1 protein-coding gene is annotated in these 17804 nt (G+C 77.4%); it reads right to left on the minus strand.

Going from position 1 to position 17804, the window contains the following annotated elements; genetic code table 11:
* Positions 1-3: 3 nt before the first annotated feature.
* Positions 4-17655, minus strand: coding sequence for a non-ribosomal peptide synthase/polyketide synthase (locus tag ACFVVA_RS01265; RefSeq protein ID WP_387684492.1), 17652 nt, complete (start codon positions 17653-17655; stop codon positions 4-6).
* Positions 17656-17804: the final 149 nt, after the last annotated feature.

The raw sequence follows: 17804 nt of genomic DNA on the forward strand, positions 1-17804 counted from the left end.
TCCTCACCGTTCGTCGTCGTCGGGGCGGCCGGAGGCGGCGGCTTCGTCGGGTCCGCCCAGGGCGGCGGCTTCGAGTTCGCTCAGCACCAGGTCCTCGACCAGGTCCGCCAGGGCGGCCACGGTGCGGGAGACCAGCACGTCGCGGGGGGTGAGCGTGACGCCGAAGGCGTCGTTGGCCCGGGAGGCGATCAGCAGGGCGCGCACGGAGTCGCCGCCGAGCTGGAAGAAGTCGTCGGTGGCGCCGACGCCGGTGTGCAGGGTCTCGGCCCAGATCTCCGCCACCGCCTCCTCGGTGGGGGTGCGGGGTGCGACCCGCTCGGCCGGCCCGGCCTCCTCCGGTCCGGGGGCGGGCAGGGCGGCGCGGTCGGTCTTGCCGCTCGCGGTGAGCGGGAAGCGCTCCAGCACCGCGAAGGCGGTGGGCACCATGGGGCCGGGCAGCGAGCGGGCGGCGAGGGCGCGCAGTTCGGCGCCGGTGGGCGGTTCGGCGCCGGGGGCGGCCAGCAGGTGGGCGACCAGCCGGGGCAGCCCGGGCTCGTCCTCCCGGATGCTCACCACGGCGTCCAGCACGGCCGGGTGGCGCGTCAGCACGGCCTCCACCTCGCCCGCCTCGATCCGGTGGCCGCGCAGTTTGAGCTGGTGGTCGGTGCGGCCCAGGTAGTGCAGTTCGCCGTGGCGGTCGCGGCGCACCAGGTCCCCGGTGCGGTACATCCGGCCGCCGGGCGGGCCGTACGGGTCGGCGGTGAAGCGGGCGGCGGTCAGGCCGGGGCGGCCGAGGTAGCCGCGGGCCAGGGCCGGTCCGCTGAGCCACAGTTCGCCGGGGACGCCGTCGGGCACCGGCCGCAGCCGGTCGTCCAGGACGTACGCGCCGGTGGCGGGCAGCGGGCGGCCGATCGGCGGGGCGGCGCCGTCCGCGGTCAGCGGCGCGGACCAGGTGGCGACCACGGTGGCCTCGGTGGGGCCGTAGGAGTTGATCATCCGGTGGTGCGGGGCCCAGCGGGCGACCAGGTCGGCGCCGCAGGCCTCGGCCCCGACGATCAGCGTCCTGAGGTCGGGCAGGCTGCCGGGGGTGTCGGCCGGCAGGGTGGCCAGGGCGGCGGGCGGCAGCAGGGTGTGGGTGATCCGCTCCGCCCGCAGCAGCCCGGCCAGCCGGTCGCCGAGCAGGGGGCCGGGCTCGGGCACCACCAGCCGGGCGCCGTGCGGCAGGGCCAGGCACAGTTCGAGCACCGAGGCGTCGAAGCTGGGGGTGGCGAAGGCCAGCACCCGGTCCCCCGGGGCGGCCCGGTAGTGCGCGGCCTCGGCGGCGGCGAAGGCGGCGAGCCCGCGGTGGGTGACGACGACGCCCTTGGGGGTGCCGGTGGAGCCGGAGGTGAAGATGACGTAGGCGGGGTCGTCCGGGTCGAGCGGGCGGGTCCGGTCGGCGTCGGTGGGCCGGTGGCCGGGGGCGCCGGCCGGCTCGGCGGCGAGGAGTTCGGCGACCTCCTTGGCGTCCAGGGTCAGGGCGGGTGCCGCGTCGCGCAGCATCGCCTCGATCCGTTCCTCGGGGTAGTGCGGGTCGACGGGCAGGAAGGCGGCGCCGGTCTTGGTCACCGCGAGTTCGGCGAGCACGGTGTCGGCCGAGCGGGGCAGCAGCAGGGCGACGAGCCGCCCGGGGCCGGCGCCGCGGGCGATCAGCCGGTGGGCCAGCCGGTTGGTGAGGGCCTCGGCCTCGGCGAAGGTCAGCTCCAGGCCGGCCGCGCTCAGCGCGACGGCCTGCGGCCACCGGTCCACGGCGGCCTCCACGAGGGCGGGCAGGGTCGCCGGGGGCACCGGGCCGGTCTCCGGGCGGGACGGGCCGCGCAGCAGCCGCTCGCGTTCGCCGGGCGGCAGCAGGTCGAGCCCGTCCAGCGGGGTGGTGCCGTCCGAGTCGGCCAGCGCGGACAGGGTGTGCAGCAGCTGGTCGGCGAGGCGCCGGGCGGTCTCCCGGTCGAGGAAGCGCGGGTCGTGGCCGAGTTCCACGGCGAGCCGCTCGCCGGGCGAGACCACCACGGTGAGCGGGTAGTTGGTGGCCTCCCGGGCGTCGAGTTCGCGCACCAGCAGGCCGTGCGCGCCGGCCGTGGCGTCGCCGACCGGGTAGTTCTCGAAGACCACCAGGCTGTCGAACAGCTCGGTGCCCGGCGGGACCCGGCTGAGCCCGTGCATCCGGGCCAGCGGCAGGTGGTCGAAGCGGCGGTCCTCGGCCTGCTCCTCCTGGAGGGTGCGCAGCCAGTCGGCGCAGGGCCGGCGGCCGTCGACGGCGACCCGGGCGGGCAGGGTGGTGATGAACAGGCCGACGATGCCGTCGGAGCCGGCCAGGTCGGCGGGCCGGCCGGAGACGGTGGTGCCGAAGCAGACCCGCTGTTCCCCGCTCCAGCGCGACAGCAGCAGCGCCCAGGCGCCCTGCACCACGGTGTTGAGGGTGAGGCGGTGGCGGCGGGCGAACTCCTGGAGCCGCTCGGTGTCCGCCTCGTCCAGCCGGTGCGAGAGCCAGTCCCCGGAGCGGGCCGTGTCGCCCGGGGCGGGGCGGCGGTCGTAGGGCAGCGCGGTGGGGGCGGTGAGGTCGGTCAGCACGCCGCGCCAGTGCTCGGCGGCGGCGCCGGTGCCGCGCTCCGCGAGCCAGCCGACGTAGTCCGCGAAGGGCCGGCGCTCGGGCAGTTCGGGCCGCTCGCCGCGGGCGAGGGCGGCGTGGGCGGCCAGCACGTCCGCGAGGACGTGGAAGACGCTCCAGCCGTCCAGCAGCACGTGGTGGAAGGCCCAGACCACCCGGATCCGGTCCGGGCCGAGCCGGATCAGGTCGAGCCGCAGCAGCGGGGCCCGGTCCAGGGCCAGGGGGTGGGCCCGCCGTTCGGCGAGCAGGTCCTCCAGCCGGGCTTCGCGCTCGGCCGCGCCCAGGTCGCTCCAGTCGTGTTCGGTGACCGGGAGCGTCGCCTGCCGGTGGACCGTCTGGAGCGGCACGGGAACGTCCCGCAGCACCACCGAGGTGCGCAGCACCGGGGTGCGGTCGACGACGTGCTGCCAGGCGGCGGCCAGCAGGCCGGGGTCGCGGGCGCCGTCCAGGACGAAGGTGATCTGCTCGACGTACAGGCCGTATTCGGCCTCGTCGAGGCCGTGCACCACCATGCCGGTCTGGGTGGGGGTGAGGGGCTGGATCTCCGTCACGTCCCGTCCGGTGCCGGCCAGCCGGTCGACGCCGGCCTGGTCGAGGCCGGCCAGCGGGAAGTCGGAGGGGGTGCGGCCGCCGGCGCCGGGTTCGGCGCAGTGGCGGACGATCTCCCGCAGCTCGTCCAGCAGTTCGGCGGCCAGCCGGGCGACCGTCCCGCTGTGGTGCACCTCGCGGGAGTAGGACCAGGTGAAGGAGAGCCGGCCCTCGGCGACCAGGCCGAGCACGTCCAGCAGGTGGGGGCGGCGGGCGGTGCGGTCCATGCCGCCGGTGAGCGGGCCGGCCGGGGCGTGCAGCAGGCTGCCGGGGGTGGCGTTCCAGTCCTGCCGGCCCAGGTAGTTGAAGCCGATCTGCGGCAGTGCGAGGCCGGGCTCCGGCTTGAGGTGGCGCAGGGCGCCGTGGCCGAGGCCGCCGTTCGGGACGGCGCGCAGGCTCTCCTTGACGGCCTTCAGGGCGGTGCCGGTGTCCGCGTCCGGGGGCACGTCCAGGGCGACGGGGTACATCGCGGTGAACCAGCCGACGGTGCGGGACAGGTCGACGCCGTCGAGGAGTTCCTCGCGGCCGTGGCCCTCCAGGGTGACCAGGACCCGGTTCCGTCCGGTCCAGCGGGCCAGCACCCGGCCGAGGGCGCAGAGCAGGACGTCGTTGACCCGGGTGCGGTAGGCCTCCGGGACGTCCTGGAGCAGCCGGCGTGTGTCCTCGGCGCCGAGGGCGAAGGTCAGCGACTCCTCGGTCCCGGCCGTGTTGGCGCCGTCGAGGTCGGTGGGCAGCGCGGTGGCCGCACCGTCGGCCAGGCGCTGCCAGTACGGGAGTTCCGCGTCGAAGCCGCCGGCCGCGGTGTGCGCGGCGAGGCGTTCGGCCCAGGCCCGGAAGGAGGTGCTCTTGGCGCCGAGGTCGGGCCGCTCGCCCGCGGCCGCCGCGCGGTGGGCGCGCTCCAGGTCCTCCAGCAGGATCCGCCAGGACACCGCGTCGACCACCAGGTGGTGCGCGGCCAGCAGCAGCACCGGGCGGGGGTCGCCGGCGAAGCGGCAGAGCGCGGCGCGCAGCAGCGGTCCGGCGGCCAGGTCGAAGCCCTCGGCGAGGCGTTCGCCGAGGTCGCGCAGGGTGCTCTCGCGTTCCTCGCCCTCGGCGGCGGGCAGCTCGTGGACGCGCAGTTCGGGGGCCTGGCCGGGCTCGGTGCCGTGCTGGCGCCACCGGCCGTCGGGGAGCGGCTCGCAGCGCAGCCGCAGGGCGTCGTGGTGGTCCAGGACGGCGGCCAGGGCGGCCCGCAGGGCGGGCTCCTCGGTGCCGGGGGCGAGGGTGAAGGAGACGGACTGGGTGAGCCGGGCGGGGTCGCCGTCGAGGGTGTCCAGCAGCCAGTGCTGGACGGGGGTGAGCGGGGTCTCGCCGGTGACGGCGCCCTGGTCGGCGTCCGTGCCGGGGCTCGGGGCGCGTTCGGCGGCAGCGGCGAGTTCGGCCAGGGTCTGGTGGGCGAACAGGTGCCGGGGGGTCAGCGCGAGGCCGGCCCGGCGGGCCGCCGAGACGATCTGGATGCCGAGGATGGAGTCCCCGCCGAGGGCGAAGTAGTTGTCGTCCGCGTTCACCTCGGGCACACCGAGCACCTCGCGCCAGATCGCGGCGAGGGCCTGCTCGGTTCCGGTGCGCGGCGGCCGGTCCCCGCCGGTGGCCCGGGTGGCCGGGACCGGTTCGGGCAGGGCGCGCCGGTCCAGCTTGCCGGTGGCGCCGAGCGGCAGCCGCTCCAGCGGCACCACCAGGGCGGGCACCAGGTGGTCGGGGAGGGTGCGGCCGAGGAAGGCCCGCCACTCGGCCGGGTCGGGCAGGGCGCCGTCGCGGGGCACCGCGTAGCCCACCAGCCGCTTGTGGCCGTCCTGGTCGACCACCCGGGCGGCGGCCGCCGCCACCTGCGGGTGGCGGGCCAGCGCGGCCTCGACCTCGCCGAGTTCGATCCGGAAGCCGCGCACCTTGACCTGGTCGTCGGCGCGGCCGAGGTAGTCCAGTTCGCCGTCGGCGCTCCAGCGCACCCGGTCGCCGGTGCGGTACATCCGGCTGCCGGGCGGGCCGTAGGGGTCGGGCAGGAAGCGCCCGGCGGTCAGGCCGGGGCGGCGCAGGTAGCCGCGCGCCACGCCGGTGCCGGCCAGGTACAGCTCCCCGGGCGCGCCGACGGGCACCGGGCGCAGCCGCTCGTCCAGGACGTAGGCGCGGGCGCCGCCGACCGGTCGGCCGATCGGCGGGTCGCGGTCGGGGTCGGCGGGGTCGCAGGTGTGGGCGGTGGCGTAGACGGTGGCCTCGGTGGGGCCGTAGATGTTCAGCACCCGGCAGCCGGGGACGGCCTCGCGCACGGTGCGCACGGTGCGGGCGGGCAGTCCTTCGCCGGCCAGCACCACGGTGTCCGCGCCGAGTCGCAGGGCGCCGTCGGCGAGCAGTCCGCCGAGGGCCGAGGGCACGGCGCTGAGCAGGCCGGCCCTCCGGGGGCCGGGGTTCTCGGCCAGGGCCAGCAGGTCGCGCAGGAGTTCCACGCAGCCGCCGGAGAGCAGCGGCGCGAAGATCTCGAACACCGACACGTCGAAGTTGAGCGAGGTGGCGGCGAGCACGTGCTCCAGTCCCCGGCCCGCGAACTCGGCGGCGGCCCAGTCGGTCAGGGCGAGCACCGAGGCGTGGGCGACCACCACGCCCTTGGGCCGGCCGGTGGAGCCGGAGGTGTGGATGACGTACGCGGGGTGCTCCGGCAGCAGGGCGCCGTGCCGTTCCGGGTCGCCGACGGCGTCGGTGCGGGCGGCGGCCAGCCGTTCCCGGCAGGCCGGGTCGTCCGGCACGATCCGGGTGTACGGGCCGTCGGGGAGCCGTCCTGCGGTCGCGGCGTCGGTGATCACGGCGTCGGGCCGGACGTCCTCGAAGAGGTAGGCGATCCGCTCGGCCGGGTAGCCGGGGTCGACCGGCAGGTACGCGGCGCCGCTCTTGAGCACCGCGAGCAGCGCCACGGCCAGTTCGGCGGTGCGGGGCAGCGCGAGCGCGACGAAGCGCTCGGGTCCGGCCCCGGCGCCGATCAGCAGCCGGGCCAGCCGGTTGGAGCGTTCGTCCAGCTCCCGGTAGGTCAGCAGGTCGTCGCCGGAGCGCACGGCCGGTGCGTCGGGGGTGCGGGCGGCCTGCCGGGCGAAGGCCTCGGGCAGGGTGCTCCGGGGCGCCCGGCGCACCGGGCCGCCGAGGCGTTCCAGCAGCTCGCGTCCCTCGGCCGGGTCCAGCAGCGGCAGTTCGCCGGCCGGCCGGTCGAGGCCGGCCGCCATCCCGGCGAGCAGGGTGCGCAGGCTCGCCCCGAGCCGCTCGACGGTGGCGGCGTCGAAGACGGCCGGGTCGTGGTCGAGGCCGACCTCGATGGACTCGCCGGGCGCCACCACCACCCCGAGCGGATAGCTGGTCGGCTCCAGCACGTGCTCGGTCTCCACGCCCAGGCCGTGCCGGGTCAGCGACCGGGCGTCGAAGGGGTAGTTCTCGAAGACCACGATGCTGTCGAACAGGGCGGTGCCGCCGGGCAGTTCGCTCCAGCCCTGGAGCTGGGCCAGCGAGACGGCGTCGTGCCGGCGGGCCTCGGACTGCTGGTCCTGGACCTCCCGCAGCCAGTCCAGCAGCGGGCGCCGGTCGTCGATCCGCACCCGGGTGGGCAGGGCATTGATGAACAGCCCCACCATCGAGGTGACGCCGGGGAGTTCGGCGGGCCGGCCGGAGACGATGGTGCCGAACACCACGTCCTCGCCGCCGCCGTAGCGGGAGAGCAGCAGCGCCCAGGCGCCCTGGAGCACGGTGTTGACGGTCAGCCCGGCCTGTCGGGCGGTGGCCCGCAGCCGCTCGGACAGCTCGGGGCCGAGGGCGACCTTCACCGAGGCCGAGGAGGAGGCGCGGTGGGCGTCGGCCGGGCGGCGGTCCCGGGGCAGTTCGGTGGGGGCGGGGAAGCCGGCCAGGGTGTCGCGCCAGTACCGCTCGACCGCTGCCCGGTCCTGGCCGGCCAGCCAGCGCAGGTAGTCGGCGTAGGGCGCGCGCTCGACCGGGGCGGGGCGGCGTCCGGCGGTCAGGGCGGCGTAGCGCTCGCAGACCTCGTCGAAGACCTGGGCGGCGCTCCAGCCGTCGAGCAGCACGTGGTGGAAGGTCCACACCACCCGCACCCGGGTCGGGGTCAGCCGGATCAGGGCCAGCCGCAGCAGCGGCGCGCCGCCCAGGTCGATCCCGGCCGCCCGGTCCTCGGCGAGCAGCCGGGCGGTGTCCCGCTCGACCTGCTCGGCGGGGTGGCCGGTCCAGTCGTGGTGGGTGACCGGGACGGTGGCCCGGTGCTGGACGACCTGGAGCGGTTCGGCGCCGTCCTGCCAGCTGAGCCGGGTGCGCAGGACGGCGTTGGCGTCGGCGGTCCGCTGCCAGGCCTCGGCCAGCGCGTGCGGGTCGGTGACCCCGGTCAGCACCAGCTGGACCTGGTTGACGTAGGTGTCGCCGTCCGGGTCGAGCAGGCTGTGGAAGAGCATCCCGGCCTGCATCGGCGTCAGCGGGTAGACGTCGGCGACGGTGCGGCCGTCCCCGGCGATCCGGTCCACCGCCGCCTGGTCGAGGCGGGCGAGCGGGAAGTCGGCGGGGGTGCGGCCGCCGGCGCCGGGTTCGGCGCAGTGGGCGACGATCCGCTCCAGCGCGTCGAGCATGGCCTCGGCCAGTGCGGTGACGGTGTCGGCGCGGTGCCGGCCGGCGCTGTAGTACCAGCCGATCTCCAGCTCGCCGTCCTCGACCCGGGCGACCACGTCCAGCAGGTGGGGGCGTTCGGTGCCGGGCGCCTCGGCGCCGCCGAGGCCGCCGGGGACGGCGCGGACCAGGGCGGCGCCGTCGGTGGACCAGTCGAAGCGGCCCAGGTAGTTGAAGCTCACGCCGGGGGCGGGGGCGTCGGCGAGTGCCTCGTCCCGGGCCAGGTGGCGCAGCGCGCCGTACCCGAGGCCGCGGTCCGGCACGGCCCGCAGCTGTTCCTTGACGGCCTTCAGGGCGGTGCCCCAGTCCCCCGCCGGGACGTCGAGGGCGACCGGGAAGAGCGAGGTGAACCAGCCGACCGTCCGGGACAGGTCGAGGCCGTCGAAGAGCCGGTCCTCGCGGCCGTGGCCCTCCAGGCCGACGGCGACGGTGCCGTGCCCGGTCCACTCGGCGAGCACCCGGCCGAGCGCGGTGAGCAGCACGTCGTCGATCCGGGTGCGGTAGACCCCGGGGACCTCGCGCAGCAGGGCTTCGGTGCGTGCGCGGTCCAGCCGGACGGTCACCTCGCGCAGGTCGGCGGCGGTGTTGCCGCCGTCGCCGTCCACCGGCAGCGGGGTGGCGCAGGCCCGGGCGGCGGCCGCCCAGTGGGCGCGCTGGTCGGCGAAGCCGCCGGCCGCGGTGTGCCCGGCCAGTCGGCGGGCCCACTCCCGGACGGAGCTGGTGCGGGCGGGCAGCCGCAGCGGGCGGCCCTCGACGGCCTGCCGGTAGGCGGTCTCCAGGTCCTCCAGCAGCACCCGCCAGGAGACGCCGTCGACCGCCAGGTGGTGGACGGCCAGCAGCAGCCGGTCGGGCCGGGCGCCGGCCGCGTCGGCCTGCGGGGTGGCCGTCGGGGCGGTGAACAGGCGGGCGGTGAGCAGCGGGCCGCCGTCCAGCCGGAAGGAGGCGTGGGCGGCCTCGGTCACCGCCGCTTCGGTGCCGTGGTCGTGGACCTCCAGCAGCTCGGGGGCGCTCTCCTCGGCGGGGGCGCAGTGCTGCCGCCAGGTGCCGTCCCCGGCGCGGGTGAAACGGGAGCGCAGCGCGTCGTGGTGGGCCCACAGGGCGGCGAGCGCGCGGCGCAGGGCCCGCGGGTCGACGGCCCCGGGGGCCTCCACTACGACGCACTGGTCGAAGTGCTCGGCGTGCGGCGGGTTCGGGTCGAGGAACCAGTGCTGGATCGGCGTCAGGCCGACCTCGCCGCTGACCGGCTCGGTCCCGGCGACGGTGACGGCGCTGCCGGCGGCCGCGGCCAGCGCGGCGACGGTGGGGTGGCGGAACAGGTCGCGCGGGGAGAGCGCGAGTCCGGCGGCGCGGGCCCGGGAGACGACCTGGATGCTCAGGATGGAGTCGCCGCCGAGCAGGAAGAAGTCGTCGTCCAGCCCGACCCGTTCGACCCCGAGCAGCTCGGCCCAGATCGCGGCGAGCAGCCGCTCGCGGTCGGTGCCGGGGGCGCGGTGGGGGCGGTCGCCGCCCGTCGACCGGTCGGGGGCGGGCAGCCGCCGGCGGTCCACCTTGCCGTTGGCGGTGAGCGGGAGTTCGGGCAGGGTGACGAAGGCCGCGGGCAGCATGTAGTCGGGCAGGTCGGCGGCCAGGTGGGCGCGCAGTTCGGCGGCGCCGGGCGGCTCGGCGCCCTCGGCCGGCACCAGGTGGGCGGCGAGGCTCTTGCGCCCGGCGTCCTGGTACAGCGAGACGACGGCCTCGGCGACGGCCGGGTGGGCGGTGAGCCGGGCCTCGATCTCGGCGGGTTCGATCCGGAAGCCGCGGATCTTGATCTGGTCGTCGGCGCGGCCGACGAAGTGCAGTTCGCCGTCCTCGCTCCACCGGGCGGTGTCGCCGGTGCGGTACATCCGCTCGCCGGGCGGGCCGAAGGGGTCGGCGAGGTAGCGGGCGGCAGTCTCGCCGGGGCGGCCCGCGTAGCCGCGGGCGAGGCCGGCCCCGGCGATGTACAGCTCGCCGGTGACGCCGGGCGGCTGCGGCTGGAGCGCGCCGTCCAGGACGTACACCCGGGTGTTGTCCAGCGGGCGGCCGATGGGCAGGACGGCGGGCAGTTCGTCGCCGGCCCGGAAGGCCCGGCGGGTGGCGAAGGTGGTGGTCTCGGTGGGCCCGTAGCCGTCGACCACGGTGAGGCCGGGGCAGGCCGCCAGGACCTTGCGGACGACGGCGCCGGGCACCGCCTCGCCGCCGGTCCACACCTCGTGGGCGCCGCGCAGGCAGCCCGGGTCCTCCTGGGCGAGCAGCCGGAACAGGCCGGCGGTCAGCCACAGGCAGCGCACGCCCCGCTCGGTGACGGCGTGCCGGACGGCGGCGGCGTCCAGGTCCTGCGGCGGGGCGAGCACGGCGGTGCCGCCGCGCAGCAGCGGCACCCACAGTTCGTAGGTGGAGGCGTCGAAGGCGTGCGGGGAGTGCACCAGCACCCGGTCGTGGCCGGCGAAGGCGCGGTCCAGGGCGAGCGCGGCGACGTCCCGGCGGCGCACCGCGACGCCCTTGGGGGTGCCGGTGGAGCCCGAGGTGAACATCAGGTACTGGACGTTGTCGGGGTGGACGGCCGCCGGGGCCGCCGCCGGCGGCCGGTCCCCGGGGAGGTCCACCCGCAGCACCTGCCCGGCGGGGCGCAGGCCGGCGGCGGTGCCGGCCCGGTGGGCGTCGGTGAGCAGCAGGTCGGCACCGGCCCCGGCCAGCATCCGGTGCAGCCGCTCGCGCGGCGCCCGGCCGTCCAGCGGCACGTAGACCGCGCCGGTGCGCACCAGTGCCAGCTGGGCGACGACCAGGTCGACGGAGCGTTCCATCAGCACCCCGACCGGCTGCTCCACCCGGACCCCGTGCGCGGTCAGCCGTCCGGCCAGCTCGGCGGCGCGGGCGTCGAGTTCGCGGTAGGTCAGGTGCAGGTCGCCGGCCTCCAGGGCGACGGCCGCGGGGGTGCGGAGCACCTGCGCGGCGAACAGTTCGGCGATGTCGGCGGCGGGCTCCTCGACGGCGGTGGCGTTCCAGTCGGCCAGGACGCGCCGGCGTTCCTCGCCGGTCAGCAGCGGCAGCCGGGCCGGCGGGCGGTGGGCGCCCCCGGGCAGGGCGGTCAGGACGGTGGTGAGCTGTCCGGCCAGCCGTCGCACCGTGGACTCGTCGAACAGCCGCGGGTCGTAGCAGAGCCGCAGGGACAGCTCCGGGCCCGGGTAGGCCAGCAGGGTGAGCGGGTAGTTGGTGGTCTCGATCCCGTCCAGGTCGCGCAGCCGCAGGCCGTGGGCGTCGGCCGCGTCCTCGTCGACGGGGTAGTTCTCGAAGACCACCAGGCTGTCGAACAGGCCGGTCTGCTCGGGCAGTTCGGTGCCGGCCCGCATTCTGGTGAGCGCGACGTTGCCGTGCCGCCGGTCCTCGCTCTGCTCCCGCTGCAGGGTCCGGAGCCAGTCGACCAGGGTGCCGTCCGCGGGCACCGCGGTGCGGGCCGGCAGGGTGGTGATGAACAGGCCGGTCATGGTCTCGACGCCGGGCAGCTCGGGCGGCCGCCCGGAGGAGGTGGTGCCGAACACTACCTCGGCCCGGCCGGCCCGGCGGCCCAGCAGCACCGCCCAGGCACCCTGGACCAGGGTGTTGAAGGTCAGCCCGGAGCCGCGGGCGAGGTCCTCCAGTGCCCTGGTCGCGGCGGCGGGCAGGGTGAACGGCACGGCCCGGGTGGACTCGGCGCGGTGGCTCTGCACCGGCTCGCGGTCGTAGGGCAGCGGTGTCGCCTCGGCGAGCCCGGCGAGGCGGGTGCGCCAGTGCCGTTCGGCCTCGGCGTGGTCGCGCCCGCCCAGCCAGGCCAGGTAGTCGCGGTAGGGCCGGCGCTCCGGCACGGTGCCGTACGGGACCTCGCCGTCCCCGCCCGGTCCGGCCAGGGCGGCGTGCACCGCGAAGACGTCCGAGAGCACCTGGAACAGGCTCCAGCCGTCCAGGACCAGGTGGTGGAAGGACCAGAGCACCCGCACCCGGTCGTCCGGGAGCCGGATCAGCAGCAGCCGCTGGAGCGGGGCCCGCGCCAGGTCGAGGCCGCGGGCCCGGTCGCGGTCCAGTAGTTCGGCGAGCCGGTCGCGGCGCTTCTGCTCGGGCAGTTCCCGCCAGTCCAGGTGGGTGACCGGGACGGCCGCCCGGCGGTGCACCACCAGCAGCGGCTCGGGCACCTCCTGCCAGCGGACGTGGGCGCGCAGCACCGCGGTGCGGTCGGTGACCCACTGCCAGGCGGCGGCGAGGCGGGCCGGGTCGGGCACGCCGTCCAGGACGAAGTCCAGCTGCTGGAAGTAGGCGCCGCTGTCCTCCTCGGCGAGGCCGTGGAAGAGCATGCCGGACTGGGTCGGGGTGAGCGGCAGCACGTCCTCCACCGCGCCCGGGTCGGCGCCGGTGATCCGGTCCACGGCCGCCTGGTCGAGCCGGACCAGCGGGAAGTCGGACGGGGTGCGCCCGGCGGCGCCGGGGCGGGCCGCGTGGCGGGCGAGGTCGGCCAGTTCCTCGGCGAAGCGCCGGGCCAGCGCCTCGACGGTCCCGCTCCGGTGGACGGCGGCGGAGTGGAACCAGGTGAACTCCAGCGCGTCGCCGTCGAGGCGGCCGACCACCTCCAGCGGGTGGGGGCGCGCCACGCCGGGGTCGGCGTCCAGCTCCAGTGGCCGGAAGGTGCCGCGGAACAGTCCGTCCGGGTCGTCCGGCAGGGCGATGCGGCCCAGGTAGTTGAAGCCGATCCGGGCGGCCGGGACGTCCGGCGCCGTGCCGGGGCGCCCGAGGTACCGCAACGCCTCGAAGCCGAGGCCGCGCCGGGGGACGGCGCGCAACTGTTCCTTGACCTGCTTGAGGACGGTGTCCCAGTCGGCTCCGGCGGGCACGGCCAGGGCGACGGGGTGGCGGGTGGTGAACCAGCCGACCGTACGGCCGAGGTCGAGCTCGGCGAACAGTTCCTCGCGCCCGTGGCCCTCGACGTCCACCACGACCCGCTCCAGCCCGCTCGCCCCGCACAGCGCCCGGCCGAGGGCGCTCAGCAGCACGTCGTTGGCCTGGGTGCGGTAGGTGTCGGGCAGGGTGCGCAGCAGGGCGGCGGTGTCGGCGGGGCTCAGCCGCACGGTGACGGAGCGTTCGGTGGCGTAGGTGTCGGGGCCGTCGAGCTCGGCGGGGAACGGGTCGCCGGGCTGCCCGGGCACGGCCCGCGCCCAGTACTCCGTCTCGTCCTCGAAGCCGCCCTCGGCGGCGAAGGCGCTCAGCCGCTCGGCCCACTGCCGCAGCGGCGAGGACTTGCCCGGCAGGGCGGCCGCCCCGTCCCGGCCCTCGCGGCGGGCGCGGTAGGCGGTGTCGAGGTCCTCCAGCAGCACCCGCCAGGAGACCCCGTCGACCACCAGGTGGTGGACGGCCAGGTGCAGGACCGGGGGCCGGTCCCCGGCGCGCTCGTGCAGCACGGCGCGCAGCAGCGGCCCACCGCCGCCCAGGTCGTGGGGGCCGAAGTGCGGGGTGTCCCGGTCCGGGCCGGTGTGCCGGGCCAGGGTGAGCCGGGCGGCCGGCTCCCGGATGTGCCAGCGCGCGGCGCCGGCGCCGTCCGGGGCGGTGAAGGCCGAGCGCAGCGCGTCGTGGTGGGCGACCAGGTCGTTCAGGGCCTCCTCCAGGGCCGCCCGGTCCAGGTCGCCGGGCAGCAGCAGGGAGAGCGCCTGGCCGAAGTGGCCGGCCCGGTCGGCGGCCCGGCCGAGCCACCAGCGCTGGATCGGGGTCGGCACGGCCTCCCCGGTGGCGGCCGCCGGGGCGGGCGCGGGCGGTGCCTCGGCGTCCTGCGCGGCCAGGGCGAGCGCGGCGACCGTCTGGTGGCGGTAGAGGTCCCGGGAGGTGAGCGCCAGCCCGGCCTGCCGGGAGCGGGCCACCACCTGGATGCCGAGGATGGAGTCGCCGCCGAGGTCGAAGAAGTTGTCGTCGGCACCGACCCGCTCCAGCCGCAGCACCTCGGCCCAGATGCCGGCGAGCACGCGTTCGGCGGGGGTGCGGGGGGCGACGTGGCGGACGGCGGTGGCGGCCGGCCCGGGGTCGGGCAGCCGGCCGCGGTCGAGGGTGCCGTCGGGGCCCAGCGGCAGGGCGGGCAGCGGCACCACGACGGCGGGGACCAGGTGGTCGGGCAGGGTCAGGGCGAGGGTGCGGCGCACCGCCTCGGGCTCGATCCGGCCGCCGGGGACGGGCACCGCGTAGCCGACCAGCCGCCGGGGGTCGCCGGTGAGGACGGCGGCCGCCTCGGCCACGCCGGCGCAGCGCCGCAGCGCCCGCGCCACCTCGTCCGGGTCGGTCCGCAGCCCGCGGGGCTTCGCCCACTGCTCGACCCGCCCGAGGTGCTCCAGCGCGCCGTCGGCGGTCCACCGCACCAGCTCCCCGGTGCGGTGGAGCAGTTCCCCCGGCGCGCCGTACGGGTCGGCGACGAACTGCCCGGCGGCGCCTTCCGGCTGCTCGGGGAAGTCGCCCGCGAGGTACAACTCACCGGGTATGCCTATGGGTTGGGGGCGCAGCGCGCGGTCGAGGACGTAGCCGCGGGTCCGGCCGGGCACGCCGGACGCGGTGAGCGCCCCGGGCAGCGCGGTGTCCGGCTTCCAGGCGTCGAGCAGCGCCCGCTGCTCCTCCTCGGGGATCAGCGGCAGCTCGGCGAGGGTGCGCTGCGGGCCGTCCGCCATCCCGGCGAGCAGGCGGTGCAGGTGGTCCGCCAGCGCGGTCACGGTCCGCCGGTCGAACAGGTCGGTGTTGTACTCGGCCGTCAGCGTGCAGTCGCCGTCGTCGTCGGGGGTGAACTCCAGCACCAGGTCGAAGCGGGCGGCCGGGCGGGGCAGCGGGTGCTCGGCGAAGCGCAGGCCCCCGGCGGGCGCCGGGGTGACGGGGGTCTGCTGGACGACGACGACCTGGACCAGCGGGGTGCGGCCGGGGTCGCGGGGCGGGGCCAGTTCCTCGACCACCCGGTCGAAGGGCACCTCGGCGTGGGCGAAGGCGTCCAGCAGGGTGGTGCGCATGCCCGCCACGAAGTCGTCGACGGTGGCCCGCTCGTCCACGTCGCCGCGCAGCACCACGGTGTTGACGAAGAAGCCGGTCACCTCCTCCAGTTCCCGCCGGTCCCGCCCGTTGGTGACGGTGCCGAAGGCCACGTCCCGCTGGCCGGAGTGGCGCGAGAGCAGCAGCGCGCACGCCCCGGCGAACAGGGTGAACACCGTGGTGCCGCGGCCGGCGGCGAGGTGGCGCAGCCGGTCGACCAGGTCGGCCGGCAGCCGGTGGCGGTGCGCCGCGCCGTTGGTGGTGCGCTGCTCGGGCCGGGGGCGGTCGGTGGGCAGGCGCAGGGTCGGCAGGTCGGCGAGGGTGTGCTTCCAGTAGGCGAGGTCGGGGGCGTGGTCGGTTCGGCGGTGCTGCTCCCAGTGGGCGAAGTCGGGGTACTGGAGGGCGGGGGCGGGCAGGGCGTCGGGTTCGCCGGTGGCCTCCGCCCGGTAGAGGGCGGCCAGTTCGCGGGTGAGGACGCCCACCGACCAGCCGTCGGTGACGATGTGGTGCTGGGCCAGCAGCAGCAGGTGCTCCTCGGCGGCGAGCCGGACCAGCAGCGCCCGGGCGAGCGGGCCCCGGGCGAGGTCGTAGGGCCGTTGCAGTTCCTCGGTCAGCAGGCGTTCGGCCGCCGGGGCGCGCTCCCCCTCGGGCAGGGCGCCGAGGTCCTCGGTGCGCAGCGGCAGTTCCGCCCGCTCGGCGACGCGCTGCACCAGTCGCCCGTCGAGGGTGGCGACGGTGGTGCGCAGCGAGGCGTGCCGGGCGGTGAGCCGCCGCAGGGCCCGGTCGAGGGCGTCCCGGTCGAGGGCGCCGTGCAGCCGCAGGGCCACGCCGGTGTGGTTGCCGGTGCCGCCGGGGGCGAGGTCGTCCAGGAACCAGAGCCGGCGCTGGGCGCTGGAGAGCGGCAGCGGCTCCCCGCGCGGGGCGGGCGGGATCGGCCCGGTCGGTGCGGCGGCGGGCACCGCGTCGAGCAGCGGGGCGAGGGCGGCGACGGTGCGGGCGGTGAAGACGTCGCGCAGGGTGAGCCGGACGCCGAGGCGTTCGGTGATCCGGGTCAGGGTGCGGGCGGCGAGGACGGAGTCGCCGCCGAGGTCGAAGAAGTCGTCCTCCACCCCCACGGCGTCGTGGCCGAGCACCTCGGCCCAGACGGCGGCCAGGGCCCGCTCCCGCTCGGTGCGCGGGGCGGCGCGTCCGGCGGCGGCCTGCCGGGCGGGTGCGGGCAGCGCCCGCTGGTCGATCTTGAGCTGCGGGGTGAGCGGGAACTCGGCCAGCACGACGACGGCGGCGGGCACCAGGTGGGCGGGCAGTGCGGCGGCCAGGGCGGTGCGCAGTTCGGCCGGGTCGGGGGCGTGCCGCGGGTCGGCGGGCGTGGCGTAGCCGACCAGCCGGGTGTGGCCGGGCTCGTCCTCGCGGACCGTCACGACGGCCTGGTCGACGGCGGGGTGGGCACGCAGCGCGGCCTCGATCTCGCCCGGTTCGATCCGGAAGCCGCGGACCTTGACCTGCCGGTCGAGCCGGCCGAGGAACTCCAGCTCCCCGTCGGCCCTCCAGCGGGCCCGGTCGCCGGTGCGGTAGAGCCGGGCGCCGGGCGCGCCGAAGGGGTCGGCGACGAAGCGCGCGGCGGTCAGGCCGGGTCGGCCGAGGTAGCCGCGGGCGACGCCCTCGCCGCCGAGGTACAGCTCGCCGTCGGTGCCGGGCGGCTGGGGCCGCATGGCCTCGTCGAGCACGTGCACCCGGGCGTGCGGCAGGGCGCCGCCGATGGTGGGTGACCCGGTGCCGGCGGTGAGCGGGCCGGTCCAGGTGGCGACGATGGTGGCCTCGGTCGGACCGTAGGAGTTGATCATGCGTCGGCCGGGCGCCCAGCGGTCGACCAGCTCGGCGGAGCAGGCCTCGGCCCCGACGATCAGGGTGCGCAGGTGGCGGCCCGCGCCGGCGGGGACGGTGGCCAGGGCGGCGGGCGGGATCAGGGTGTGGGTGATCCGGTGCTCGTCCAGGACGGCCGCGAGCTCCTCGCCCAGCCAGGGGCCGTCCGGGGGGATCACCAGGGTGGCGCCGGTGAGGACGGAGACGAACAGTTCCAGGACGGAGGCGTCGAAGCTGGGCGAGGAGAACTGGAGCACCCGGTCGCCGGGCCGCAGCGCGTAGTTCTCGACGGCCGCGGCGGTGAAGCCGGCGATCCCCCGGTGGGTGACGACGACGCCCTTGGGGGTGCCGGTGGAGCCCGAGGTGTAGATCACGTACGCCGGGTGGTCGGTGCCGGCCGGGGTGCCCGGCACGTCCGGGCCTGCGGGCGCGGCCGTCTCCAGGACCTCGCGGACGGCGGCCGGGTCGTCCAGGACGATCGCGGGGGCCGCGTCGGCGAGCATCAGCGCCCGCCGCTCGGCGGGGTAGCCCGGGTCCACGGGCAGGAAGGCGGCGCCCGCCCGGGCGACGGCCAGTTCGGCGGCGACCAGCTCCATGGAGCGCGGCAGGACCAGCGCCACCGTCCGCTCCGGGCCGGCGCCGCCCCGGCGCAGATCGCGGGCCAGCCGCTCGACGCGCTCCGCCAGGTCCCGGTAGGTCCAGCTGCGCCGGCCGTCGGTCACCGCGGGCGCGAGCGGGGTGCGGGCCGCCTGGGCGGCGAACAGCGCGTCCAGGGTCCGGGGCGTCGGGGAGGTGCCTCCGGGGGCTCCGGTGCCGCCGCCGGCCTGCGGCGGAGCGGACGGGTGCACGGGCTGGGCAGGCCGGTCGGCCATGGCGGAAGGTCCTTCCGATGGGGGCGACGACGAGGGCACCGGGGCAGGCGGTAGCCCGCCCTCGGGCCCGGAGGAACAGGGGAACGGGGGAACGGGAGCGCGGCGGAACGGTGGTGCGGCAGTGCGGCAGTCAGGCGCTGCGGTGGGCA

It is taken from the genome of Kitasatospora sp. NPDC058048, assembly GCF_042885555.1.
GTDB classification, from domain to species: Bacteria; Actinomycetota; Actinomycetes; order Streptomycetales; family Streptomycetaceae; genus Kitasatospora; species Kitasatospora lactacystinica.

Bases quoted from the DNA above. Each gene is read 5' to 3' on its own strand.
- ACFVVA_RS01265 (WP_387684492.1), bottom strand. From the start codon at position 17,655: ATGGCCGACCGGCCTGCCCAGCCCGTGCACCCGTCCGCTCCGCCGCAG.